Here is a 25,536-nt window from a genome sequence, read left to right as displayed (position 1 = left end):
TTAAATAGATATATGATACCATATATTTTTTAAGATTAAATTTACTTCCAATAAGGTGACTTAGTGAAAAAATATTGCAACATTGTATTGTTGGCCATATGTGCTGGCTTATCCCTAAATGTTCAGTCGGGCGAATTGAGTTTGGCTGAATCTCAGGTCATTGTTCAGAATGTGTTGAAAGACAAAGCGGTTGTCGAAGAGGTCTTTCCGGGGCTAGGACCGTTGTCTGGAGCCGTTTTAGTACCAGCCGGGATGTCAGAAGCCAAGGCGATTGTTTGGCTAATGAAAGGCGAAAACGCAATTATTGTTGGGCAGATTTTTACCGAAAAACAGCAAGAACTTAGTTTATTGGCGCATCAACAATATATTCTTCCAAAACAACGGTTAAAAACAAATAAAGCTACTGATCCGCAAAGCCGCTATTTAGGTGCCGGAGGTATTGCTTTATTTCAGGAGCCTGCTAGCGTAAAAGTACTTTATGTGTTTGCTGATCCAAATTGTCATTATTGTCATTCGTTTTATAAAGCAATGATGGACAATGAAGCGATATTTAGACATAAGCGAATAGCGGTGAAATGGATTCCGGTGAGTATTATGGGCGGCGACTCGTTAATGAAAGCGCAAGCAATATTGCAAGGGGGGGCTGAGGCATTGGCCCAGAACCAGTCATCTGAGTTAGCCCTGGAAGATGTTGTTGACGTCAAGATTCAAAATATTATCAAATCAAATACAGGCCTATTTTTAAGTGCATTCGAAAAACCCGGTACACCGGCTTTAGTTTGGTTTGATGATAATGACGCGAGGCAGCGTGCAACAGGTACAATGACAAAAGGTCAACTTGCGAGCTTTTTAACAGATCTTTATTGAGGGTGAGTGCGATTTTTTGAAATTTTTAACACAAATATATTCATGTGGTAGCATATACTTTATACATAATTTATATGTATTTTTTATTAACATTTAAAGGTTGATATCAATGAAAAAAACAGTGATCCAAAGTAATGGAAACAATAATGATCGTGTCAGCATTGCTGCAAGGGTTGTTAAATCAGGCGTGCAGGCAGGCGGTCGAGATGCCTTATTGGTTGAACAATTGAGTGGCACAAATGCCGGCAGACAGATCCTTGTTGTCTTGCAAAATGATTCGGCGCCGGTTGATCCAGATGCGCAACATGCGCCTACTCGATTTGATCAAGACGGCATCAGTCGTTTGAAACTCGGCAATGGTATCTTACGTAAAGAAGTCAAAAACATCGCCATTAACGGCGTCCGTTATCTGAATCCTGAAAATATCGAAGGCGTCGAAATGCCAGTTGTTGAAACACGTCGTGTATCAACTATTGGCAACAATTATTTTCCTGAATCGTCATTCGGCATTACCTCCTTTGGTCGGGACCTTAATAACCTTAATGGTTATTTGTTTTCTCCGAAAAATGGCGCAGCCGCTTCCCTGGAAGGTTCCGAAGAAGAGCGAAAATCTCAGTTGGCTGAGATGATCAGTTCTGTCGGCAATAAGCTGAAAGAAAACGAAGGTATCACCATTTTTATCAATGGCAAAGATTATGATGACGAAGGTAATGAAATCGAACGGCTGACTGTTCAGCGTCATGTATCTCGCCTGACAAAACAAGAAAGTGGTTACAAAACCCTAAACGCCGAAGAAATGGTGGATAAAGCATTGGCGGCCCTGGACGCCGGTCGTATGCATGATTTTAACGGATCTACGCGGGTTGAAGCAGCTGATGCAATTGCTGCCGAAGATGCCAAGGCGGTTATTTTGCCGGCCGCGTCTATTTCGATTAGTCAATCTAAATTCTTGGATCAAGACGGAAACCGCTTTGTGCGACCAGGTGTCGGCACAGTAGGGACCGGGTTGCATCTGCATGTTGGTGAAGAGCGTGATACCTTAATTGCTACTGCCAACGGCCTGGAAGCCAGCCGGTTAATGGGGCGCATCTTTGCAAATAGCAAAGTGACTGATAAGGTTCAGCCGATGAGGGGCAGCACTATTATCAATCGCGCAGCCTGGCAAATTGCGGTTATGAACGGCGCAGAGCCGGTGTTCAGGGTCGAAGACCCTAAAAGACCGCAGGCCCAAGAATCAGCTGAAAAGTCCGGGTCGCCAAACACTGCGGCAGCGGCCTCAACGACGGGCGAAACTGCCGTAACTACGGAGGCCAAAGCCGAAGCCGAAGCTTCACCGGCGCCACCTCAGGATGATTTCAGCGAATTTGATTCGGACGATGACTTCGCACAATTTGATCAAGATTACGCCGCCATGGGTGGCTCGTAAAAACGTTAGTGGTTAATGGTCAGAGCCCCGGAACTTCCGGGGCTTTTTTTAGTTACTTATCAGAACCGTATTTATGCAATCAATGCAAGAAATTTCGTGGTTAAAATTTGGAGATTATTTTTCATTAAAAATAGAATTGGATGGGAATGGCGCCAATTATTTTTTGGCCGAAACTCATCAAGACAGTCGTGTTTTTAATGAGGCGGTAACTCAATTAAAAGAGCTTGGGTTCGAGAAAGATCCGGAAGGCAGGTGGCTTGCTCCGATGACCTGGGAGCTGGCTGATCAGCTTAAACAGTTAGTGTACGCTGAACCGATCATAATTCATTCAAAAGACATAAGGCATGACAGCAATGACAAAATACCGCGTAGTCAATCAGCAAAAGACCAAACTGGGCAGGTACGGCCAAATGGCAATGAGCCATTGGAAGAAGTATCTGCCGACGCTATATCAGGATCTGAAGGAGTCGGGGAGGCTTCAGGAGAGACTTCTGGAAGTAGAAAATCAGGTGATATCAGAAATATCAAGGTTGCTGGATTCGGGGCTTCCCGCTCAGATAGCGACGGAGATGCAGGCGCAGAACTCGGACTATATGAAGAACACGCAAGTCATGAATATGAGCCTCAAAATCGCAGAGGAGCAAGTGCTGCAAGCCCTGATTTTCCTGGCACCGGAGAACGAGAGGGAGGATCTGGAGGCAATGGAGGAAGCGAGAGAAGAATCGATGACTCTGAGATAGTTGATAAAAACCCCCGTCACTTCTTCATTTCCGATGAAATTGATCGCGCTGGAGGGTTTTCCCCGGCGCAACGCTTCCAGGAAAACATGGAAGCTATTCGAATCCTTAAGCAGATTACTGAATCAAGCAATCCTGCAACAACTGAGCAAAAAAGTCTTTTAGCGCGTTACAACGGTTGGGGAGGATTGGCGACCGCTTTTCAAACTTATAACAGCTTTAATGACCCTGAGTGGGTAAAAAACGGTCGTCAATTATTAAGAGAATTGCTCGATTCAAAAGAGTATGAGCAAGCTGAATCCAGTATAAATAACGCACACTTTACCTCGCCTGAAGTAATTCGAGAAATTTGGCGGGTCATTGAAGAGGCGGGATTCTCAGGCGGCAAAATACTAGAGCCTGCTTGTGGATCAGGAAATTTTATTGGTTTGATGCCAAATAATCTGGTTAGAAATAGTCTTATCACCGCGGTTGAAAAGGATGGTATTACCGGTCGTATTGCTAAAGAGCTTTACCCAGATGCAAAGATTTTTATTAAAGGTTACGAAGAGATTGCTATACCCAATAATCAGTTCGATTTGGTAGTGACAAACGTGCCTTTTGGCGATTACTCGGTATATGACCCTGATTACCAGGCTCAAAATATGCCAATTCACGATTACTTTATTGTGAAATCTCTTAATGCCCTAAAGCCTGGCGGAATAGGCGTATTTATTACTTCTTCACACACGCTTAATAAAATCAATAGCAAAGCAAGAATGCTTATGCATGAAAAAGCGGTACTTGCCGGCGCTATTCGATTACCCGACCACGCTCAAAAAGCACAAGCTGGTGTTGAAGTAACCACAGATATTCTATTTTTTGTCGGACGTGAGAGCGCGCCGAAGGTTGGTGAGCTGCCAGAATGGGTGAAGGCCGAAAATAAAACATTTCTGAACGAGCAAAAATATTATCAGGATGAGGAAGTATTCTCAGTAAATCGCTATTTCCTTGATAATCCGACTCATATATTGGGCAAAGAAGTGGTTAAGCGCGGGGAAAGAGGGCGCTATCTACTGGCGGTTGAAAATGAAAAGTCATTATCTGAGTTAATAGCCGGCGCCATTACTCAGACAAATATTCCTTTCGACTTAAAAATGGCGGTACAGAAAGAAAGCCCCTTAATCGATTATTCCATGCCGATTAAGGAAGGTGGTCAGCCGTTAGTGCAGGAGATCATCCATGATTTTGGTCATCGCCACATAGGTTCCTTTATTGAAAAGGACGGCGATGTCTACGAGGTCATTGGCGAGTCGGAGAATGAGCAAGGTGAAAATTTCTTGTCTCTCAAGCAATATGATATCACTGGAAAACGGAAACAACGCTTGCTTGGCATGATCGCTATACGAAACGAAATGGACAAGGTTTTTCAGACGCAGATAGACGACCCCGATAATGATGCAATTAATGAAGAAGCAAGAGCTTTGCTTAATCAGGTCTATGATACGTTTGTTAATAGATTAGGACCGATTAATAGTCCAGCGAATCGTCGTCTCTTTGTTCAAGATCCAGAGGCGGGTCGTGTATTTGCGCTTGAAAACTATGACGATGAAAAAGATGTTGCCACCAAAGCAGATGTTTTCTACCAAAAGGTTATTGCCGGCCAGGCATTTCCGGACTTCGCGGAAACGGAATCTGATGCTCTGTTATTAAGCCTTGCCAAATTTGGTAAGCCCGTCCTGCCTTATATGGTGGATCTCTTTAATGTTTTTCATCAAAGTGGAAAAACACTGAAAACCCATTCAGTGGCGTCAATGAAGACGTATTTGATTGATGAAGGATTGTGTTTCTATGACCCGGTCAAAAATGAATTGGTCACTGCTGCAGAATATTTGTCAGGCAATGTTCGAAAAAAACTGGGCGAAGCACTCGCGATCGAAGAACTCGATGGCGGGTTTCAGCATAATATTCAAGCTCTTAAAAAGGTCATGCCAAAGGATCTACAGCCTTCCGATATCGAAATAAAAGCGGGTGATAGCTGGATTCCTGCACACGTCATCGAGTCATTTTTGGCAAAAAGATTTAAGCTTAAAAATATTCATAGTGATGGGCCACAGGTCCATTTTCGAAAATTAGACGGTCGGTGGATTTTTGATGTGGATAAACATGATATTCCAAGTGATATCAAAAATTTTGAGTTTGGGACAGATCGTAGAGATGCGCATGATTTGGTGAACCGTGTATTTAATCACGAAAAGGTTGATGTTTATGACACGGTTGACGTTAATGGTAATAAACAACGCGTGCTAAATATCGATGCATCCATTGCGGCCAATGAAAAAGCGGACGCGATTAGAGAGGCCTTTAAGCATTTTCTGTGGGATGATCCAGAAATCACCCAAGAATTAGTAACGATATACAACGAAAGGTTTAATTCATATATTCCTCCGAATTATGATGGTTCGCATCTAACTTTCCCGGGGATGAGCGCAGCCATTCAACTGCGCCCTCATCAAAAAAATGCTATCTGGCGAGCCATAATGGATGGCAATATCTTGCTAGCGCATGAAGTAGGGTGTGGCAAAACTTTTTGCATGATTGCTATTTGCATGGAAATGAATCGATTGGGAAAAACAAACAAGCCGATTTTGGTTGTAAAAAATCACATGCTGGAGCAGATAGAGCGAGAGTCAAGGCAGCTGTATCCGACAGCTAAACTCTTAGTGGTTGGTCAAAATGATTTTTCACAAAAAAATCGGGCCTCTTTTATGGGGAAAGCGGCAAACAATAGTTGGGATATCGTTATTATCACTCATTCGATGTTCGAAAAGTTGAGTGTCGGCAAGGATTTTGAAAAAGCCGTGATAGAAGATGAATTGTTTGAGTACAAGGGGGAGTTGGAAGCCATCAAAGAAAGCGGAGGTGCGCGTTATTCGTTAAAACAGATTCAATCCAAAATTAAATCTATGGAAGCCAAGCTCAAAACCATATCACGTCCTGATTACAAAGATACCGGTATTGATATGAATGAGCTGGGTATCGATTTTATAGGTGTTGATGAGAGCCATGCTTTTAAAAATTTAATGGTAAACACCTCGTCAAGCTCAGAAATCTCTGCAGGCATAACAGGATCAGCTCGCGCATTTGATTTATATACTAAAACAAAATGGTTATATGAAAAGCGAGGAGGTGCTAGCGGCTTATTGTTTGCAACTGGCACGCCGATTTCAAATACAGTCTTCGAATTATTCAATTTGCAACGTTATCTGCAACCTGATCGTTTGGCTGAAGCCGGCCTGGAAACAATCGGGGCATGGTCAATGTTTCTTGAGCCTAAAAAGCAATACGAACCTGATCCTAGCGGCAAATACCGACTCAGAACTCGATACAGTCTATGTAATCTACCTGAGTTAATGTCAATGTTGCTGGAGAAAATGGATGTGGTTTTTGCCGCGGATGTAGGCGAACTAAATCTGCCTAAATCCACAACAATTAATGTAGTCGCCGAGATGACGCCGATTCAACAAGAGGTTATGAGCGATCTGTCGGAGCGAGTGGAAAAGATTCGGTCAAGATCGGTTCGAGCCGACGAGGATAATTTGCTAAAAATCATATCAGATGGTCGCAAAATGTCGCTCGATGCCCGGTTATTGGACTCAATGTTTGAGGATGATGAGGGCACTAAAGTCTCAATAATGACTCGCAACATAGCAACAGAATATGAAAAATCCCAAGACAGAAAAGGTGCTCAGTTGGTGTTTTGTGATATGGGAACACCTGGCGCCGGAAAAGAATTTGTATTGTATGACGACATCAAGACTAAGCTGATTAGCCAAGGTATTCCGGAAAAAGAAATTGCCTATGTGCATGACGCCGGTAATGATGCGGCCAGAGCGAAGCTTTTTGAAGGAGTACGTAGCGGAGCGGTTCGAGTCTTAATTGGGTCAACGTTTAAAATGGGTGAAGGAACGAATGTTCAAGATCGTATTTGTGCTATGCATGACCTGGATGCACCGTGGCGACCAAGTGATATTGTCCAGCGCGGTGGCAGAATGATTAGGCATGGCAATATCTTTGTAGATACAGGGGTAAGCCGATATATCTACACAACAGAGGGAAGCTTTGATTTGTTTATCTGGACAACTTTAAAAGCTAAAGAGGAAAGCTTTTCAAAAGTAATGAAAGGTGATCCAAGTGTTAGAAAACTGGATTTAGAAATCGATCCAACCTATGCCGAGACGGTTGCAATTACAACTAATGATCCGTTAATTAAAGAGAAAATCGAAGCAGAGCAAGAAGTTTCAAAATATGAATCCTTATATCGGTCATGGAGAAACCAGCGTTACTCAATTAACAATAATATTTCTTACACTAAGGATTGTATAGTCAGGATGCAAAGCGACCTAAGCAAGTATAACGCCATTAACCCGTTAGATGCTAGCAAGCTTAACCAGGATCATTATCGCGACTCATGGAGCATTGATATGAGTCAGTATGGCTTTGATTCTGAATTTTATGGGGAAAGGGCTAAGATGCTGCCAATTTTGAAAAAAATTGCAGAGTCTCAGAAATTGCAAGAGCTTGATCATATTTGCTTTGCAAATATACCGGTAAAGGTCATTTTTGATATAAAGAAAAATAAAACTCAGGCTCGCTGGATAATTGGAGAAGGCGAAAATTCAATTATTTGTTCGCGAGCAGCTGAAATTGAAGACTTGTTGATTGCCAAAGAAACTAAGCAAAAATATCTAATTAAACAGATTTCTGATCAAATCGAAGAGCTGAATCTTTTGGAAAGGCAAGCCGAAGTCCCTTTTGATAATCAAGGAGAGCTTGAGGCCGCATTAGCAAGGAAAAAAGAAGTAGATCGAAAAATCCAGGAAAATGATTCTCCAAACGAAGAAGCTTTAACTATGAATTAAAATATGTGGTATTATATTTATTTATCATAAATAATTGCATAAGGAGGTATCGACTTGTGTATCACTAACAGAAAGGAATAGGCATGACTGAAATTTTGACCGCCGAAGAAATAGCCTCTAACGTCAACCGAGTACTTGATACTCCGAGTACGCGCTTTGAGGTTTTTTATCACAACAAATATGTCAAAAGCCTCTCCAATGAAGAGATCGCAGAAATTATGCGCTGCAGCAAAGAAGAAGTCGCAGAAATGGAAGCGGATTACCTGAGAAGGCTTAGAAGCAACGATGAACAAGTGAATTGAGTGTGTTGACCATGAAAGATGCAAACGAATTTAATGATATTTATGATGTAATCTTTGCTAATAAAAGATTGCTGCATTCTTTATCCAGGATCAGCTGCGCAATGATTTCACAAGCGGTGAATGACTTGGCTAATGCAAGCAGCGAAAAGCATAGGGAATCAGCCGCGATATGGTTATCGAACGGTGATAATGGCAAGCTTAAATTATCTGAATGTTGCACATTCATAAATACGAAGCTTTTGCTTGAAGGATCGATTACAGCGACTGAAATCGGCTTGACTCCAGAATTTTTTAAGAGGATGGTCGAGAGCAATGATCCTCAAGTGTTGCAAACTACCGCTAAAAAAATGTCGAAATTGGCGTTGGCCAGTGACGGCAAAAATATTGGCTTTCTTGAGGATGAATATCGGTTGAGCGGTGACTTATCTAGTGAAGAGCCTGTGTATCACGCAATGATGTAAATATCCTTTGACTAATGATTTTTGCAGGACCATCAAAAAAAGGTCTTTGAAGCAATGAAAGTTGTGCAATCCGAATTATTTGCTCCTGTCTTGGAGCCCATTGTTGATATGCGAACAGGAAAGCAAATTGGGGCTGAATTGCTTTGTCGCGCCCGAAGATTTCCAAGTAGCGCTAAAGAATGGCGAGATTGGTATGACAAGGTGCCTGGTTATATTGAAGTCTTTTTAAAGCAGAACGACCTTGAATGGATTTCAATTAATTATGATACCAAGCATTTGTTGGACTCAGAAGTCATTGAGAGTTCTGCAAAAATGAAAGGGATGCCTATTGTCATTGAATGGACAGAGCATCGGGATACGTATTTAAGAACCCATTATCTAAAACACGAAATATTGGAAGCGGTTAGAAACTTAGAACAATTGCGCGATTTGCATGGTTTTCAAATCGCCTTTGACGATATGGGGTCAGGTGACGACGGATTGCGTCGATTTTCTATGCTAGCTCCTGATTTTGTAAAAATAGACGGAGGAATATTTCATCGAGCACGAAAAGACAAACGCATCAGGGATGTTCTAATGCGCCATGTTCAGATGTACATCGGACTATCTCAGGTGGTAATCGAGTGGGTTGAAAATGAGGAAGACCTTAAACTCGCAATGTCCTTGGGGGCCAAGCTTGGTCAGGGGTATTTATGGGACTTGACACAAAAAAGCTGATGCTTTTAACCTATTAGAATAGCCGCTTAACACAATAGGTTCGTGCGAACCTTTCAATCACATCCAGCTCTCTCTTAGGCGGCGGCATGCTTTATTGCGATCCGGCGGAATAGCGCGGTAAAGCCGGCCGCGGAGGACATCGCTCCAAATTTGGCTAACCCCGCCGGTAACATATTCATGGCAAAGAGAGGCGCTCCTTAAGTGGTTTTATGGATTTCCGCATTAAGTTCAGTATGAATTTTGAATAGGTCTATAACGTATTCGTCAGGCTCATCTTTATTATGACGAGCAGTAAAGTTCTTATTGAGTTTGATTTTAGAAAGATCCTTGACGGCCGCCATTTGTAATTTTTTGCTGTCTTTCCACTTGGCAGGCCAAATAACGGCCGTCAAATTTTCAAATAAATCCAAATCAAAAATTTTATTGATAATTGATACATCTTGATTGATGTAGTCACTCAAATCTTTTTCTGCTGGCAATCCCAATAGCTGCAATACTTTCTCTTCAAGAGCGTTATTCATTCGGGATGTGTTTAAAAAGATTAAGTTAGCCGCATCCTCTAATTTATGGCGAGCAAAGGAGCTTTCGCCTACGTCAATAAGCATATCTGTGCGGAACAAATTGCCGCCCATTTTTCGCGCCAAAATGTGTCCGTTTTGCAATGAGGCAATGGTATCTCTGGTGCCGTATAGGCACGTCAAAAGCCCTTTAGGCGGCTCTCTTCCGTCGGGAAGCGGAAGTGAAAAAAGCTCACTGACTTGCTTTACTGAGGCGTCTTTAATGATGTCATAAGTGGTAATAGCAATATTAGCCATAAAAGCCTCTCGTTAAAAAAATCCATAATTAGTCAACAGCAAATATTGTAATCTAACATAAGAAGATTACCAAATTTTATTGAATTATTTATAATTTTTATATATCCTATAGCACATAAATTTATTTGGCTGTAAGCCACTCAATTAAAAGCCAATTTTTCTTTTATACAGATTATTTTTTTGCAGAGGTGTAGTAATGGCCCATAATCCAATATGTGGTGCTGACATCCAAAAACTTAAAGAGTTTATGGCAATCGGCCAACTTGATTGCACCTGGATGCTAGGCGCCTCAATGCATAGTTGGCGAGTGACAGGTGAGGATTCTGTATTGCCTGTGCAAACACCGCTTGCCTTTTTAGTTCGTGGATTTCTAAATGATCCAACACGCGCCCCTTTGCCTCACTATCCAGATTATGACGAGGTATATCAGCTCATGAATCCGTACCATAAAATGATCAACGGAAACAAAAAGTTGGCGCATACCAAAATGGGTACTATCTGTGGCGTAGGAAAATGGGCGGGTCATAGCTGGTCGGTAGGACATGAAAATAGTCCGTTAATGTCGCGCTGGTTCTTGTTTATGCATAACATGATCCAACAAAAAGAAATGGCTGGCTACAACGCTATCATCGACATTGTTCAAAAAGAGGCTATGCAGCGCGGCTACAAAGACTTTGAAGAATTGTGTAAAAAAGGATGGCAAAATAGGAATTACTTACTGCCTATCAAAGAACAATTTGAAAAAACCGGTCGGGTAGAGGTGCCTTATGGCGGTAATCCGGTGGATGGATCCTTTATTCAAAGGACTCGGGAATTCCTAAATTTTTCTCAGCTGGATATCGTTTGGGTCCTGGGGGCTTCGTTTCAATCATGGCATGTGCGGGGAGAGCGGGCCAAAATGCCTGTTCAGACCACATTGGCATTGCTGGCGAGAGGTATTAATAGCTTCCCAGAAATGAATCCCTGCCCAGCTTATCCGACTTATGAACAAGTCTTTGAACTTATGAAGGGTCCGTATCGTCAGCGCTTTGGTCAATCACTTCGTCACGATGTGGCAAGTTGTTTTTTTGGTGTCGGTAAAGCCGCGCCTAAAACTTGGGTTGACGGACGTGATACCGGTACTATTATGAAGAGATGGTTCAAGATGGCTTATGATATGTTGGTTAAAGATGGCCTAAAGGGTTTTGATGAAATTATCGACATTGTTGAGGCCGAAGCAATGGCTAGAGGCTATCGCAATCTCGAGGATCTAGTTCAACAAGGCTGGAGTAACCGAGAGTACAAAAAATCCGCTCTCAAAAAACATAAAGAGAACCTGGAAGAAGAGAGTACACAGAAGAGTGCGTCGACAAGGCTAGGGCATACTGGATAGAACAGGGGCTTAGCGATGAAGAATCCATCACAGAGCTTCAAAGTGAAATCTTAGGTAGTCGAGCAACCAATTACGGAATCAGGCAGTCACTGGTATTCGTTGGTGAGAATGATCCTTATGCAATGACAATGGTTCATTACGTTGCGCCTCACTGGGATGACGTTGAGTCCATGCTGTCCGGATTGTCGGCTTTTGCTGATCGAACACGAGGCAAGTCCTCGATTGTTCGAGCTACTGTATTATCTTTTGGTTTTGTCTACATTCATCCTATGGCAGATGGAAACGGCCTGATCTCGCGATTTTTGATTAACGACACTCTGCGTCGTGATGATGTCGTGCCAGATCCATTTATCTTGCCGGTATCCGCCACCATTATTAGTTCATCCCACAACCGACGGGCCTACGATCAGGTTTTAGAGGTATTCTCAAAACCCTTGATGCGTCGCTATCAGGATTGTCATCGATTTGCCGAGGAAGTGACCGGCGATGATCGCATAGATTACAATTTTCACTTTGATGCTTGCGAGGATGCTTGTGCAACCTGGCGTTATCCCGATCTAACTGAGCACACCGAATACCTGGCCGGCATCATTGATCAAACCATTAATCTTGATTGGAATAAACACTTAACGCCTGAGTAGATTGATCCATTCAACCCACTCAGGCTCTCACTTAAGTGTCTGCATGCTTCGTCGCGACCAGGCAGGAACCGTTCGGTTAAGCTGCCTGTGGGTATGTCGCTCCACATCCGGCTAACCCAGCCGTCAAAATGTTGATGGCAGCATTCTGGTCTCGATCCATTTCGAGGCCGCAATCACATTTCATAACCCGTTTGTGCAATGGCATGGCATGCTGCTTTCCGCACGCGGAACAGGTTTTTGTCGAGGGAAACCAGCGATCGATAATTCGGATCTCTCTCCCATACCATTGCGCCTTGTACTCAAGGTACGTTTTTAGTTTGTGCAAGCCGACATCGGCGATGGCCCGGGCCAGCCGGCGGTTTTTCAGCATCCCGGCCACATTCAGATCCTCCAGGCACAAAATGTCATAGCGCCGAATCAGCCATGTGGTCAGTTTGTGTAAAAAGTCCTGGCGACTATTGGCGATTTTTTCATGCAGTCTCGCCACCTTGAGCCGTTGCCGGCGCCAATGGTTAGAGCCTTTTTGCATGCGGGCCAACGTCCGCTGGGCTCGCTTTAGCTTGCGATGATGGCGGTAGCTGTACTTCGGCGCGCCGGCGAAAAACCCGTCGCTGGTCACCGCCACATCCTTAATGCCGACATCGATCCCCACCGCCCGATTGGTTTTTTCCAACGGTTGGATCTCGACTTCGCACATGAAGGTAACAAAATAACGGCCGGCCGCCGTCTTTGTCACCGTAACCATTTTCGGGGTGCCGGCCGGTACCTGACTCCATTTAATCGCCAAGGCGCCCAACTTGGGCAGCTTCAAAAACTCCCCGGCCCGATAGTTGGACGCCACAATGCGCTGGTCCAGCTGGTAGCGCACAGCTTGCCGGTGCTGTTTTTTCTTGAACCGGGGATAATCGGCTTGACCTTGAAAAAAACCTTTAAAGGCTTTGTCCAAATCAATCAATTTTTGCGTCAGGCAGGAGGCGGTCGCATCCTTTAACCAGGCGAAAGCCGTTTGCTTTTTCAGGTGAGTGAAATGTTTGGACAGGCCGACATAATTGATCGATTCACCCCGGCGACGATAGGCTTTGCTCCGCAGTCCCAGGGCATGATTCCACACAAAGCGCGCATGGCCAAACTCACGATTCAACTGCTCGATTTGATCACGAGTCGGGTAAAATCGGAATTTATACGCTTTCTGTTGTATCATATAATCATTAAACCACATTAACGCATGCAGATTAAGTGTTTATGCGAATTAAATTGGCGCCATGGCTTGAGTGCTCTGGGTTCAAAATCGGTCTATTTGAAAGATTTTAACCAGAACACGCAACGTCGCCGGCGGGTCGATAAGCATCCGTGCTTATCTTCAATGAGGAAGGAGGCCGGTTATTTGCGTAGTATTCGGTCCGCGCGAGCTAGAATCAAGGAAGTTATCGAGGGACCGGATACGGTGATCGATCGGATTGTTCGGTCAATCAGGGATAACCATGGTGAGATTTCAAACAAGTTACGCAAAAGTTTTCCATTGCTGGAAGAGGATGATATAGGGGTATCGGTACTCCGTATTGTTCAGGAGGAATTTGGCATGCCAGAAACCACACCCGATCAAGACGAAGGTAGCGGAATTAGACTCAGTTGACATCCTCCCCTTCCTTTAGGGAGGGGAGGATGTCAAATATCGCCAGGTTATAAATTTAAAATTCCCCCCAAAAGGCCTGTGGTCTTAAATAATTTGCTTTCAACATATTAAACAAATGATTTATTTGTAATAAAATGTTGTTATCTATATATGTTAAATTATTTTTATGAATGACAATAAAGGCGGTATGGATGACTTGATGTGGGTCTGCATAATAATCGCAGTCCTCCTTCTTGTTGCCAATATGTATTATGATGCACACCGAGCTGAATTTAACACCTATTTATTGGCAATCAATAAATATCAGCTTCAATTTTTCGCGCTATTTGGCGCATCGGATGCATCCTTAGTTCTAAAAAAATTAGAGTGGGGTAATCCAGGAAAATACGATCTTAATCAGGTCATTGCGTTATTTAGGTTAACGGGAACATACACTCGATACCCTGTAATCGCTGTCTTACTGGGTTTACTTTGGCACTCTTATTATCGGCATGGCGTTTCCGAAAATTATAGACGCGTGTTTAGCATGAAGTCTTTGATGATAAATAACGTGCATGAATTTCCATGTATGGCGCCGGTAGCCAATCGTGATTTACTAGACGAGCCTCTCGATAGTGGACCATGGAAGGTAGCTCGAACGCCGCTACAATGGGTGGCTGAAAATAATCTTTTACTAGATGAGCATAAGAAACCCGTTGATAAATCGCTCATCATTGATTCATCTACAGGTCTCGCCAATATAAAGTCTCCATTGTTATCTCCTAAAAAAAATCAGTTACTTTCTTTGGATTCGGAAGAATCAAAATGGCTGCTAATTAAACAATTAGGTCGATCTTTTGCCGGTGTCGATGACTTGGCAATTCATGAACGAATTTTGGCTGCTGCATTTATGGCGTTTATTGCGGGACAAAAAGATAAGGGGCAAAAATTACTTGATCAGGCGTCATTGTCATTCGTGGAGCCAAGGTCAAGCGATGAGGCGCTGATTATCGATGACAGTGGATCAAAGGAAATGATCTCCAAGTATATTGATAATGAGAGCGTCCAATATGCAATAAAAAATCACTCTTCTTATGTGAAAACTTGGCTGATGGCGCTTCTTTCTGCCGCCCGAAAAAAAGGTGTCTTGGCATGCTCCCAATTTATTTGGCTCAGACCAACTGATCGTGAATTGTGGTATGCATTAAATCAGGACGGTGGTTCAACTGCCTGGGCTGAAGGCCTTGGAGCATGGTCTCATTATAAGATTGAAGATATGGCCAGAATGTCGTTACACGAGCCGCAGATTGAATTCGGCGTCTCTAGCTTGGAAAAAAGTATAAGAAACTCAGGTTTCTTACCGATCAAATAATGTTGTAGCATTTATAAGAAAAAACTATGAAAACATTTAGGGGACTCGACCCGAACCACGAAGTTGATCGAAAAACGCAAATAAGAGATATACGACCGCTATTAACTCGTGTATTCGAAATAATTGCTAGCCGATTATTTTTTGCCATAATAATGATCATGTTGTCTGGGACAGCATTTATTTTTCCTGTGTTGACCAACTTTGTTTTAATTATAGGTATTACCGCATATTTAGCGAGAGTAAGCGCAACAAAAAATGATCATCTTCCCTTCAGAATGCCGTCAACATATCAAGGTACAGATTGGGGCGCTCGTAAGCCAGGCGGAGGATACGATAAGGCCAAAGGGGTTTTTCTATTTGGAAACGAGCATGGAACTAAAAATGAATTATGGGGGCGCTCCAGTGATGTATTGACCCATATTTTGGCATTCGGAACTACAGGCTCAGGTAAGACAGAGTTTTTAGTGTCATTGGCGTTTAATGCTATCGCCATGGGATCCGGTTTTTTTTATATTGATCCCAAAGCGGCACCAAAGCTGCAAGCTCAAATCTATGTGTTAACTCGAATTGCTGGACGCGATGATGATTTTCGCACTATAAACTATTTGACACGGGGTAAGTCTGGTTTGCCGGGCGGGGTGATGCCAATACGCACGACAAACACGGTTAATCCTCTGACTTACGGAAACGCCGAGGCATTGGCGAATATGTTTGTATCACTGATTCCTAAATCAGAAGGTAGCAATGCTATTTTTTCTCAAAATGCCCAATCCTTAATGCGTGCTATGATGTATGGCCTTGTTGAATTGAGAGATAAGGGGGAGCTGCAGCTATCACCTGGTGTCATCCGTGAATACATCACTCTTGAAAAAAACTTTGAATTGCTGCAGGCCGACATTTCTGAAATGGCCAAAACCTCTCTGAAGGCGTTTTTATCATCTGTTGGCTATGTAGACGGAAAGCCTCTTGATAAACAGCCGCGATCGTTGAATGAGCAACATGGTTACGCACGCTCATATTTTGGTCTTGCTCTAAACAATATGACTGATACGTATTCCCATATATATGGTTCATCCATGGGTGAGGTTGATATGTATGATGTCGTGCAGAACCGACGTATTTTGGTAACCTTATTGCCGGCATTAGCGCTAGCACCAGAAGAGCTGAAAAACCTTGGTGTTATATCTTTGTCATCTATTAAAAATGCGATCAGCATTGGTTTAGGCTCAGGACAAGAAGGGACCTTTGAAGATGTTTTGTATTCCTTGCCGACGGATGCTCCAGCTCCTTTCCTATCAGTAACTGATGAATACGCAGCTATCCCCACGCCGGGATATGTTGAAGTGTTAACTCAGGGGCGCGGGCTGGGTATCGCAGCTATTTTGGCTTCTCAAGATTATGCAGGGATATCAAAAGCCGACGCTGAAGGCGCACAACAAATCGTGGAGAATAGTAAATATAAATTTGCCCTTAAAATGGAGTCAGCTGGTGAAACTTGGGAATTGTTTAATAAATTATCCGGGGATGTCATGGTAATGGAGTCTGGTGGTTCGGCAATTAATAAAGAATCATTTGCGCCAATTAATTACAATGACGACATGACGGCGCGAGCTACAGAGCGTGCCAGGATCAATCTGCGAGATCTTCAGGAGCAAATTGAAGGTGAATTTCACGCGTTTTTTAATGGTGATGTTGTAAGAGGGTCGGTTTTTTATGCTAATCCTCCTTTGCCAAAAGACGGGCAAATTCGTATCAATCAAATGGTTCAGGTGTTTTTGCCAGACCCGAAAGAAATCGATCTCAAATTTGGGTCTCTTAAAGAATTGACTGATCGGTTAATCGAAAAAGGGGAGACGATTGCTCAGCATAAAACCGATATTGAAAGGAGTGAGTTAGAGACTACCGATCAAATTGAGGCGATAGCCAGTGTTTTTAACAGTCCAGGCCAATACAATCCCATGGAGCAGGCGATAATTGCTTTTATGCAATGGATTGATGTTATCGATAAGGATGTTGAAGAAATGGAAAATTCAATTCCTGTTTCACCCGATACATTTTCTCATGAATCAATTGACGGAGGCCTTGATGAGGAAAGCACTGATAATGTGAGCGAGGAAGATTTTGATCAAGCTATTGCAGATCTTGAGAGGTCAGCTCGGGCAAATAAAAGCATGGAAAATGATATACCAGGCATAGAAGATGGTTTAGAAAATCAGGCAAAAAACCTGGTAATGAATTCGGCTAAATTACGAGATGTAAATGGGGCGAGCGAGAAAGAAAAAGTGTTGACGCCGGCTGAAACTTTAAAACAATCATCTCAATGGATGGGAGCGGATATTATCGACTCTGAGTTTGAGCAAGATATGACTCGGTTGAATGTAAAAGCAGGCATTTCTGAAGATCAAGCCAAGATAAAGGCGACGAAGCTTGCTGATAGCATTCAGAAAGACATGCGTTATCCGAAGCCTCCAAAACCAAGTAAGGATAGCTCTGTTAACAAAGAGGAATTAACTACTGCGGTATCGACATTATTAGACAACATTAAGAAACGCAGTAAATAGGCGCTATAAAAGCGCTCTAGCTTGAGAAAGCGCTGTTTTTGAGGCCGAAATGTTTTCGGGTGTGCGTTGTATTGGTTTGGATTGATAAGCCTCTGATGGTTGGCTCACCGGCGTATAAGAAGGTGATTCTTCGCGGCTAGGCTTTTGTTTTCCATTACGCGGCATCTTTTGAGTAGTTGACCTGGAAAAATAATCCAGATCATTATCAAAATAAATATCCTCTCCAGATTTTGGTGATAACGCTTGATCCGCAGTCAGTTTTTGGCGTCCAGTAAGGTTTTTAAGGTAGTCAATTGAATAACTCATTGCCTCACTAATCTCAGACAAGCTGCCGCCTCGATTTTTGACGTGAATAGCGACACTAAGTCGGATCGCAATATCGCTTTCTGACATGCCGATAAATAACCAATCCATATAATCTTTGAGCTCTTGATTAGGATTGAGGGCGGTTGTAAGAGATAAAATTTTATCGTTCAAATTCACAGCTCGGTTTGATCGTTGACCAGCGAAATGTTATTTAAAAATAAACTGTGGTATCATTAATATATTAAATCACAACAAATCATTTCGAGTAAGTATTTTGATGAAGAAATTTAACGACGAAAGTATCATAATCCCCCATAGCAATGGCTGTCAGCTAGATTTTGAACAGTCATCGCGAACAGTGAATAATCTTCCAAAAATCCATCTTTATTTAGTCCAAGGGAGTACAGATAATCCTACGGAATACTTTGTTTCAGAAGATGCTATCGACGCTCATATTAATGCCTTAACTGAGGCTAAGGCCCGGATTAAAAGTTTTAAGCAGCAGTTGAGCAGTGAAAATACTCGAAGTGAAGAAGAGCTGTTTTCACCGCGGTGAATACTGCATCCAGTTAAGTGCTAGGCAGCACCCGGAATTGGCTGCAGCCAATTCCGGGTGCTGGGAAAATAAGTCGCTTGGAAGCTAAAAGGACGGCGAGGCGCTATCACTCAATGATTCGTCGCTTTCCTGACCAACTTGACTTCCTCCCCCACCTAAAGGAAGGGGATTCCTAATTCATCGAGAATCGGATGGTGATATCGGAATATCGTCATCACTTACATTCTCTCCAAAGGCTAACACCGCCAGCCCGGCGGCTAAAACGTTTTTCGCTGCATTCAGGTCGCGATCGTGATTCGTCCCGCATTGCGGGCACTCCCAGGACCGAACGTTCAGCGGCATGGATTGGGTAACTAAACCGCAGCAATGACAGCGTTTGGTGGACGGAAAAAACCGATCAATTTCAACATAGACTCTGCCAGCCCAATTCGCTTTATATTCGATCTGGCGCGTCAGTTCGCCCCAGCTGGCGTCGGCAATCGATTTGGCGAGCGTGGGATGTTTGATCAGGTTTTTTACTGCAAGGTTTTCCGCGCAAACCACTTGGTTCTCGTTAATGAGTTTGCGTGACAGCTTGTGCAAATGATCCTGTCTACAATCGGCGATCTTTGCATGAAGGCGGGCGACCTTGCGCTTTGCTTTTGCCCGGTTTCGGCCGCCTAACGTCTTTTTCGCTAAGCGACGCTGAAGGATTGCCAGTTTCACTTCGTATTTCGCGGTATGGCGAGGATTCCCGGATCGAAATTCGTCCGAGGACACAAACAGGTCTTTAATGCCGACATCGATGCCAACTTTCTTATCGGTTACCGGCAGTAACAACGGTTCGAATTCACACAGGCAGGAAACGAAATAGCGGCCAGCCCGATCCTTGGACACGGTAATGGTTGATGGCGCGCAAGGCAGCTTCCGACTCCAGCGGATGTCCAACGGGCTCTTGCATTTGGCCAAAGTCAGCTGGCCGTTCTTGTAAGTAAATGCTCGATAAGTAAATTCTGCAGATTGCTTGTGTTTTCTCGATTTAAACACCGGGTATTTTGCTCGGCCTTCGAAAAAATTCGTAAACGCCCTTTGCTGATGTCGAAGACATTGTTGCAACGGTACGCTGGAGACTTCTTTGAGAAACGACAGGTCCGGCGTCACTTTCAGTTCGGTTAATTTTGCACTGGCGCCAGAATAATTGATTTTAACCTGGTCTTGCTGGTAAACATCCATTCGGTACCGAAGGATGGCATTATAGACAAAGCGCACGCAACCAAACGTTTTAGTCAACAAAACTTCTTGTTCAGCATCAGGGTAAAATCGATATTTATACGCGCGTTTCACTGTCATATTATGAGTTTAATAGAAAATAATAAAACTGTTAATAGCAACCCCCTACAACATCATTATGTTTTTTGGTGAGACAATTCAATCTTGCGCTATCCCTCCCGGCCCTAAAGAACCGGGTTTCTCGCTCGATTTTGATGAAATGAATCACTGATATTTTCCGATCGCGCAAGTTTTAGACCTGGAGCAATAAATGCCTGATAAGTTTTAAAAAGAAACTTCAGTGCACTGTCGTCATTACCATTCAACATGAATAGGCCGATATCCAGGCCTCGACTGATTGCTTCAAGCTGATCATGGAAATCCAATATAGCTTTTCCGGCATCAATTAACGCGTGATGCTCTTGCATCAAATTTTCGGCTTCTGAGATCATTGAAGCATATTGCGATTGCTGCCTGAATTGGCTGTATAGCTTGTCTGGCCAGTCTTCAATCGAAGTGCCATTTAAAGAAAGCAGTGGCGCATTTATCAATTCAGGCTCAAATTGAAAAGTTTGAGCATCATTGCTGTTCTGAAAATTTATGTTAAGACCCATTGTTAACCTCTTTCGATCTTGACTTGGGGTGCGCCGGAAAGAGTTACAGAAGTTTTGCTCTGTTCAACGCTAAATTCACCAAGTTTGATTGTGGAAACACGATTAAGGATATCTATAAGCGGGAGACAGCAGGGAATCGACAGGATAAACGAGGGTGTCTCAAGTTGAGCTTCAGAACCCTGAATAGACGTCGCAATATGTCCTGCGTCCTGAGAAAAGCAAAGTTCAATACTGTTCATTGCTTTATTGGCGGACACGCACTCCCAAGGAAATTGACTAAACCATTTTAGCTCCGGAACATTTCGGGCTAACAGGATTACTTGATTTTCATGCGTCATTAAAGCAAACGAGTGAACCGATAAAGTTCCGTCAAGCATAAAACAAAGGAGATCGCCCTGGCGCTCAACACGGCAATTGCCATGCAAGCAATGGTGAAGCAAATAGTTATATGCAGTCAGAGCATTGCGCAACTGAGTGTTATTTTTCATTGAAACATTAAACAAAATTAAAAGATATTGTATCATATACTAATTAAAAATAAGAATCGGTGGTGGTTAAATGCAATTCATGTCTGGAATAAATTTGCTTTCAGAACTGACTAATAAGTCGTTATCAAGTTTTAGCGTGCCATTAAAGCTGGTCGGCAATGAGATTACATCGGATGAGGCAGCTGATCCAATGGGTTTTCTGCCAATTATTTATTCGGCAATGCTTCGTCATATTGAGAGTTCGGACACTCTGCTACCAAATATTGATGAGCATCCTCCATTCGATAATCCAGTTTTGGGCATGATCAATGGGTTTTCGGTTAAACCGGCATCCGAAGACGAATCATTAATGGATGTCGTGCTGGTTCAAGATGCGCCAGACAGTGATATCAATATTGCGTTAATTAGCTTGGCAATTCACGACGTTGTTGATTTGCTGTACAAGCAATGCCTTCAAAACGGCTTAGATCATTTGGAGCTAAGCAAGCTTGCTGATAAAACAGTCAGTCCTTTGCTTTATCAATTGCTCGAAGAATCGCACGAAGATCTGTCGATGGATCCTAGCATTCAATAAGTTAGATGGGAGACGATAATGAAAAAAACGATGTTAAACGAGTCTGAAATTCCTGAGGGATATATGGATCCCTATATTGCAGAGCAGCAATTAGCAAAAAACATAAAGATTAAAATTAATATGGCAAAAATGACCTTGCCAATTACATCCGCTCTATTTGAAGGGCCTGGGATGGACGCCAGTGACCAGTATTTGTCTGATTCCATTTCTACCATGCTGGAAAAAACGCGTGATATTACTCAACAGGTGCTCGAGCATTTTAATTTAAATCAAAATGGCTATTACTTTGGTTTGCTGGGAGAGCGAGCAGCTGAAATTGTTGCGGAAGGCTGGAAAAATGGCTACAAAAATTTAGATACCAAGACATTGAGTAATATGTTGATTAGCTATATTGACACCATCGAGCCAACGCCTGAGAACGTTTTTTCTGGCGCGCCGAGAGCGACAGATGAAGCCCTGCAGTGGGGAATCGTTATGGATCGGTGTACCGCAACTTTTGATGTGATACGCCCATTCACTGAAAAATCTAGAGAAATGTGGTTGGGCAATAAATCATTGGATGAGTTTATTCTCTTAATCAGGGAGTCCATTAAAGAGGATGTTGATAAGGCCATGAAGATATATGCATGTGACTCGTTTGGTGAGGATGACGCTCTGAAATTTCGTTTAGGCTTCATGAAGACAATTGGCCGTGTTTATGCAAGCGCTTTGTTTTCAGAAGTTAATAAACAATTGAGCGATATCAAATCCATGTCGAAAGAACAAAGAACTGAACACCACAAAACCTCAATGGAGGTAGAAAACGGTTTTCTTTTTGAGGCGGCTCATCACCATATTCAGCGAAATTTAGACATTGTCTATCCAGAGCTAAACATGCAGCAAAATACCGACGAGCAGCACACACTCAATTAATTTAAAGGCACAGATGTTGGATACCCCCCCTGATTCTAATTATGTAATCGCAACGCCAGTGACGGTGGAGTGTGTGCAGCAAGTAGCAAAGACTTACAGAATTCCGATAGCAGCTTTGGCTGCGATAATGGCCCAAGAGTCAGGCCAGGTAGGTAAGGCTAGTCGAAATAAAAATGGGACATATGACTATGGCCCAATGCAAATCAATACCGTGTGGCTAAAGCAATTAAAGCTACACGGCATCACAGAAAAGGATTTGCTTTGGAACGGCTGTCTTAATGTATATGCGGCCGGCGCTATCTTTCATCGTCAATATGTCGATGCGAATAAAAATATTTGGAAGGCGGTCGGAAGATATCATTCAAAAACCCCGAAATATCGAGATCGATACATCCGAAATGTGGTAAAGAAGATGCGGTCAATGACAAGTCTGCATCGTATTGTGGCTAGAGCTAATCGCTATTTGATAAAGCTTGCGGGAAAAGCGTCCAGGTAATCAAGCTCAGCCGTCAACAAAAAACATATGCTGGAACTCTTTGAAGATAAGCATGGATGCTGATCGACTCGCCGGTGATATTGCGCACTCGGCGAGAAATCGTTTTATGCCGCAGTAAAGCGGTTAGTAATTTTGATCACCGATAGAATTTTTATGCTGACTGGGTTTAACTCCCATGTTTTTCCATATCTGGTTTGCGGCCTCTGTGGAATTATTCACAGAAGTGCCCGCTGAAAAATTAATGCCGTACCCAGACCAAGAGTAGTTCATGCTACTGTTTAAGTCATTGACCTTGGTGCCGACTGTGTCTTGTGCCAGGCTGCATGCCTTATTCTTTAGTGCGTCCATGATATTCGGTATTCCCAATGAATAGCCGGTTGGCTTGTTAATATTGCCAATACACTGATTTAAGAAATCCAGCGTAGGGTTGCTTACTTTTTGAATTTCATTGGTTCCGTCCTCAGCCGCTTTTCGCATTGCTTGGAGGCGGACCGCGCTACACACATCAGATGATGACACACCGCCATCCGCCATGACTGTAGATGGCAATGCCGACATGGTTATGAAGCATGACGATACCGCCAAAAAGGAAAATATTTTTTTCTTATTCATAGATTTCTTGCTCTTCATTTCTGATTTCGTCAAAGAATTGGAGGACTAGCTGGCGCCGATCCCGACCAAATATCCGTTGATAGCAATCCATTTTTATAATTTGCTTAATACGCATTAAAACAATATTGCATTGGGCTTCGTGACGACTTTCTTTTTTTAGCTGATCAATACAGACCTGAATTATATCGCCGCCAAGACCCGGTTGGCGTTGACCGGCGAGATTAAGTAATCGCAAAGATTTGCAGGTGCTTAGATATGCTAATCCATAAATAAACGCGATTTTCTCCCTATTGTTTTCAATAAAAATGCCGGCGTGACGAATTTCTGTATCAAAGACTTGGGCGAGCCTGACACAAGCCATTAAAAAGGTGTCTCCGGCTTGATCATAAAGCCAATCCTCGGACTGCTCCATGTTTTGAGCGGTCTTCCATAGATCTTTATGGATTTGATCCGCCCATTCTTTTAGTACTCGATCTTCGAGTGGGTTAGGGTCGTACAACATGTTTTTATATGAAAATATATATGGTAATATATTTATTATAACAAAACTTACGGTTGCTACATAGGTTGGCCATTAATAACCTGTCCAAAAAAACAGGTTGTTGTCTCGGTACAGTAAATGAGCAGACGGTAGTAATGAGTATTTTAATCAACCAGCGATAGCAAACGGTCCAATGGAGGAAGCGAGAATGGCCGCCTACTACCGGGCGGGCGCTATCCCTACCCACTCTAAGAAGTGGGGTTTCTCGCGTAAATTTGATGAATTTTTTTTCAAACAAAATATTGTCTATTTTAATGCTGTTTGGGGGCTTAATGGCTTCTCAACATGTGTTTGCAGCATTTGCTTTGGAGGCAACTCAGCAAATTGTGCGTCAACACGCCATGAATATTGACCAAGGCGTGAAACAAGTAGATTCCAGCGTACAGGAAGTCAATTCTAGCGTCCAAGAGCAAATCTCTGCACAGAAATCTACTGAAAACACCGTTAAGCGCGTTGGCCAAGCCTTGGAGACCAAAATTGGGCAAAACACAACAACAGTAACAAAGCTGTTCGAAAACCAGAATCAGTTTCTTCATGACTTAATGGTAGAAGTTGAATCAGCTAAGCAACGCAATTATGCAAGACAACAATTTGGTGAACAAGCAACTCCTGATATCTGTTACCCAGATAAACAAGGTATTGCAATGCACGCTGGGTCCATGACGCAAAAAGAATTGCTGAAAAAGGGGAACGATCGAATATTTGAACGCAATCATGTGTTTAATAATGCTTCACAAGTTGTTGAGGATCTTTCCCAAATAAAGCAGGAAGATATCAAGCCCGAGCACTTGGTGCCTAAAAATGAAGTTTATGAAACTAAAGAAGCAAGAAAAATGGCGCAGGAAGCGCCTAAATTGGTGTTAAATCCCAACCCTCCGAAAAATCTGAAAAAGGGACATGAAGCAACATCTGCCGGACAGAAGCACACACTTAGTCGCAAGATTTATGATGAGCGCACTATCGTCCCAACCAATGTCCACAATCGGTTTATTGATGAGCAAATGCCAACCATTGAATATGATGAGTGGGCGGCTAATTTTTGGGAGGAAATGCGTAGCGAAACTGATCCGGTTGATTATCCTGGCGCTGTTCCAGACGATGAGGGCAAAAAGAAAATGTCGACCCTATCCATGCTTAGTTTATTGTCAGACAGCAAAACTAATAATAAAAAATGGTATTCCGACATTATGGCAGGTAAATCGAGTGAATATGCTATTCGGGAGAATACAGTCATTAATGCGCTCAGATTAAAAGTTGAATTAATGAACCTCCGCTATATGAGGGATATTGCCTATATGATGGCTGAAAGAACGCATCAAGAATTAAATAAAGAAATGTTGCCCGGCTTAGATAAATTGCGCGTTGAAGCAAACAAGCAATTTTTGGCCGAACAACAATAACGAAT

General features: G+C 42.8%; 24 protein-coding genes. 16 read left to right on the top strand and 8 right to left on the bottom strand.

The window, feature by feature from the left end; translation table 11 throughout:
- Positions 1-63 precede the first annotated feature (63 nt).
- The 6 genes from Q9L42_RS21165 (at position 64) to Q9L42_RS21140 (ending at position 9,411) form a co-directional block, all read left to right on the top strand.
- The gene (locus Q9L42_RS21165; protein WP_349432850.1) at positions 64-867 is read left to right on the top strand and encodes a thioredoxin fold domain-containing protein; all 804 of its coding nucleotides are present in this window, start codon (positions 64-66) and stop codon (positions 865-867) included.
- Between the two features lie 109 nt (positions 868-976).
- Positions 977-2,293, top strand: coding sequence for a hypothetical protein (locus tag Q9L42_RS21160; protein ID WP_305910415.1), 1,317 nt, complete (start codon positions 977-979; stop codon positions 2,291-2,293).
- Between the two features lie 73 nt (positions 2,294-2,366).
- Positions 2,367-7,931, top strand: a complete 5,565-nt coding sequence (locus Q9L42_RS21155) for an SNF2-related protein (RefSeq protein WP_349432849.1) — start codon at positions 2,367-2,369, stop codon at positions 7,929-7,931.
- An 83-nt stretch (positions 7,932-8,014) separates the two neighbouring features.
- Positions 8,015-8,233: a hypothetical protein gene (locus Q9L42_RS21150; protein WP_305910413.1), complete on the top strand. Its 219-nt coding sequence runs from the start codon at positions 8,015-8,017 to the stop codon at positions 8,231-8,233.
- 11 nt (positions 8,234-8,244) lie between these two features.
- Entirely contained in the window at positions 8,245-8,694 is a 450-nt protein-coding gene (locus Q9L42_RS21145; protein ID WP_305910412.1) for a hypothetical protein, read from the top strand.
- Positions 8,695-8,715: 21 nt separating this feature from the next.
- On the top strand, positions 8,716-9,411 hold the full coding sequence (locus tag Q9L42_RS21140; RefSeq protein WP_349432848.1) for an EAL domain-containing protein: 696 nt from the start codon (positions 8,716-8,718) through the stop codon (positions 9,409-9,411).
- 197 nt (positions 9,412-9,608) lie between these two features.
- On the opposite strand, the gene Q9L42_RS21135 is transcribed toward Q9L42_RS21140, so the two are convergent.
- Positions 9,609-10,226 carry a hypothetical protein gene (locus tag Q9L42_RS21135; RefSeq protein WP_305910410.1) on the bottom strand — a complete coding sequence of 206 codons (618 nt, stop codon included), beginning with the start codon at positions 10,224-10,226 and terminating at the stop codon, positions 9,609-9,611.
- A 196-nt stretch (positions 10,227-10,422) separates the two neighbouring features.
- Here Q9L42_RS21135 and Q9L42_RS21130 point away from each other — a divergent pair, with 196 nt between their 5' ends.
- Together Q9L42_RS21130 and Q9L42_RS21125 are read left to right on the top strand one after the other, a co-directional pair.
- Positions 10,423-11,598, top strand: a complete 1,176-nt coding sequence (locus Q9L42_RS21130; protein ID WP_305910409.1) for a hypothetical protein — start codon at positions 10,423-10,425, stop codon at positions 11,596-11,598.
- The gene (locus Q9L42_RS21125) at positions 11,595-12,239 is read left to right on the top strand and encodes a Fic family protein (protein WP_349432873.1); all 645 of its coding nucleotides are present in this window, start codon (positions 11,595-11,597) and stop codon (positions 12,237-12,239) included. The genes Q9L42_RS21130 and Q9L42_RS21125 overlap by 4 nt, the downstream gene beginning before the upstream one ends.
- Positions 12,240-12,315: 76 nt before the next feature.
- On the opposite strand, the gene Q9L42_RS21120 is transcribed toward Q9L42_RS21125, so the two are convergent.
- Positions 12,316-13,458 carry an RNA-guided endonuclease TnpB family protein gene (locus tag Q9L42_RS21120; RefSeq protein ID WP_349432847.1) on the bottom strand — a complete coding sequence of 381 codons (1,143 nt, stop codon included), beginning with the start codon at positions 13,456-13,458 and terminating at the stop codon, positions 12,316-12,318.
- A gap of 6 nt (positions 13,459-13,464) precedes the next feature.
- On the opposite strand from Q9L42_RS21120, the gene Q9L42_RS21115 reads away from it, so the two are divergent.
- From Q9L42_RS21115 to Q9L42_RS21105, 3 genes are all read left to right on the top strand, one after another.
- Positions 13,465-13,872, top strand: coding sequence for a hypothetical protein (locus tag Q9L42_RS21115; RefSeq protein WP_349432846.1), 408 nt, complete (start codon positions 13,465-13,467; stop codon positions 13,870-13,872).
- A 166-nt stretch (positions 13,873-14,038) separates the two neighbouring features.
- Entirely contained in the window at positions 14,039-15,223 is a 1,185-nt protein-coding gene (icmP, locus tag Q9L42_RS21110; protein WP_349432845.1) for a type IVB secretion system coupling complex protein DotM/IcmP, read from the top strand.
- A 26-nt stretch (positions 15,224-15,249) separates the two neighbouring features.
- Positions 15,250-17,784, top strand: coding sequence for a type IV secretory system conjugative DNA transfer family protein (locus Q9L42_RS21105; protein WP_349432844.1), 2,535 nt, complete (start codon positions 15,250-15,252; stop codon positions 17,782-17,784).
- 3 nt (positions 17,785-17,787) lie between these two features.
- On the opposite strand, the gene Q9L42_RS21100 is transcribed toward Q9L42_RS21105, so the two are convergent.
- Positions 17,788-18,261, bottom strand: coding sequence for a hypothetical protein (locus Q9L42_RS21100; protein ID WP_305910402.1), 474 nt, complete (start codon positions 18,259-18,261; stop codon positions 17,788-17,790).
- Positions 18,262-18,367: 106 nt separating this feature from the next.
- Here Q9L42_RS21100 and Q9L42_RS21095 point away from each other — a divergent pair, with 106 nt between their 5' ends.
- A complete protein-coding gene (locus Q9L42_RS21095) occupies positions 18,368-18,646 on the top strand; it encodes a hypothetical protein (protein ID WP_305910401.1) in 279 nt (92 codons plus the stop codon).
- Between the two features lie 177 nt (positions 18,647-18,823).
- Here Q9L42_RS21095 and Q9L42_RS21090 read toward each other — a convergent pair whose 3' ends face one another.
- The 3 genes from Q9L42_RS21090 to Q9L42_RS21080 all read right to left on the bottom strand — a co-directional run bounded on the left by Q9L42_RS21090 (position 18,824) and on the right by Q9L42_RS21080 (position 20,996).
- The gene (locus tag Q9L42_RS21090; RefSeq protein ID WP_305910400.1) at positions 18,824-19,975 is read right to left on the bottom strand and encodes an RNA-guided endonuclease InsQ/TnpB family protein; all 1,152 of its coding nucleotides are present in this window, start codon (positions 19,973-19,975) and stop codon (positions 18,824-18,826) included.
- Positions 19,976-20,079: 104 nt separating this feature from the next.
- Positions 20,080-20,508: a hypothetical protein gene (locus tag Q9L42_RS21085; RefSeq protein ID WP_305910399.1), complete on the bottom strand. Its 429-nt coding sequence runs from the start codon at positions 20,506-20,508 to the stop codon at positions 20,080-20,082.
- Positions 20,509-20,510: 2 nt separating this feature from the next.
- Positions 20,511-20,996, bottom strand: a complete 486-nt coding sequence (locus tag Q9L42_RS21080; protein WP_305910398.1) for a hypothetical protein — start codon at positions 20,994-20,996, stop codon at positions 20,511-20,513.
- 70 nt (positions 20,997-21,066) lie between these two features.
- Between Q9L42_RS21080 and Q9L42_RS21075 the strand changes: the two genes are divergently transcribed.
- The 3 genes from Q9L42_RS21075 to Q9L42_RS21065 are packed head-to-tail and all read left to right on the top strand — an operon-like array spanning position 21,067 to position 22,978.
- Positions 21,067-21,570 (top strand): hypothetical protein, encoded by a 504-nt coding sequence (locus Q9L42_RS21075; protein ID WP_305910397.1) that lies wholly within the window; start codon positions 21,067-21,069, stop codon positions 21,568-21,570.
- 18 nt (positions 21,571-21,588) lie between these two features.
- On the top strand, positions 21,589-22,482 hold the full coding sequence (locus tag Q9L42_RS21070; protein ID WP_305910396.1) for a hypothetical protein: 894 nt from the start codon (positions 21,589-21,591) through the stop codon (positions 22,480-22,482).
- A 13-nt stretch (positions 22,483-22,495) separates the two neighbouring features.
- Positions 22,496-22,978 (top strand): lytic transglycosylase domain-containing protein, encoded by a 483-nt coding sequence (locus Q9L42_RS21065; protein WP_349432843.1) that lies wholly within the window; start codon positions 22,496-22,498, stop codon positions 22,976-22,978.
- A 123-nt stretch (positions 22,979-23,101) separates the two neighbouring features.
- Here the strand turns inward: Q9L42_RS21065 and Q9L42_RS21060 are convergent, their stop codons facing one another.
- Positions 23,102-23,590, bottom strand: coding sequence for a hypothetical protein (locus Q9L42_RS21060; protein WP_349432842.1), 489 nt, complete (start codon positions 23,588-23,590; stop codon positions 23,102-23,104).
- Positions 23,583-24,092 (bottom strand): hypothetical protein, encoded by a 510-nt coding sequence (locus tag Q9L42_RS21055; protein WP_305910393.1) that lies wholly within the window; start codon positions 24,090-24,092, stop codon positions 23,583-23,585. Before Q9L42_RS21055 ends, Q9L42_RS21060 begins: the two co-directional genes overlap by 8 nt.
- 257 nt (positions 24,093-24,349) lie before the next feature.
- Here Q9L42_RS21055 and Q9L42_RS21050 point away from each other — a divergent pair, with 257 nt between their 5' ends.
- Positions 24,350-25,531, top strand: a complete 1,182-nt coding sequence (locus Q9L42_RS21050; protein ID WP_349432841.1) for a hypothetical protein — start codon at positions 24,350-24,352, stop codon at positions 25,529-25,531.
- The last annotated feature ends 5 nt before the right edge of the window (positions 25,532-25,536 follow it).

Source organism: Methylomarinum sp. Ch1-1 (assembly GCF_030717995.2).
Taxonomy (GTDB): Bacteria; Pseudomonadota; Gammaproteobacteria; order Methylococcales; family Methylomonadaceae; genus Methylomarinum; species Methylomarinum roseum.
This window is presented reverse-complemented; position numbering and strand designations above follow the sequence as displayed.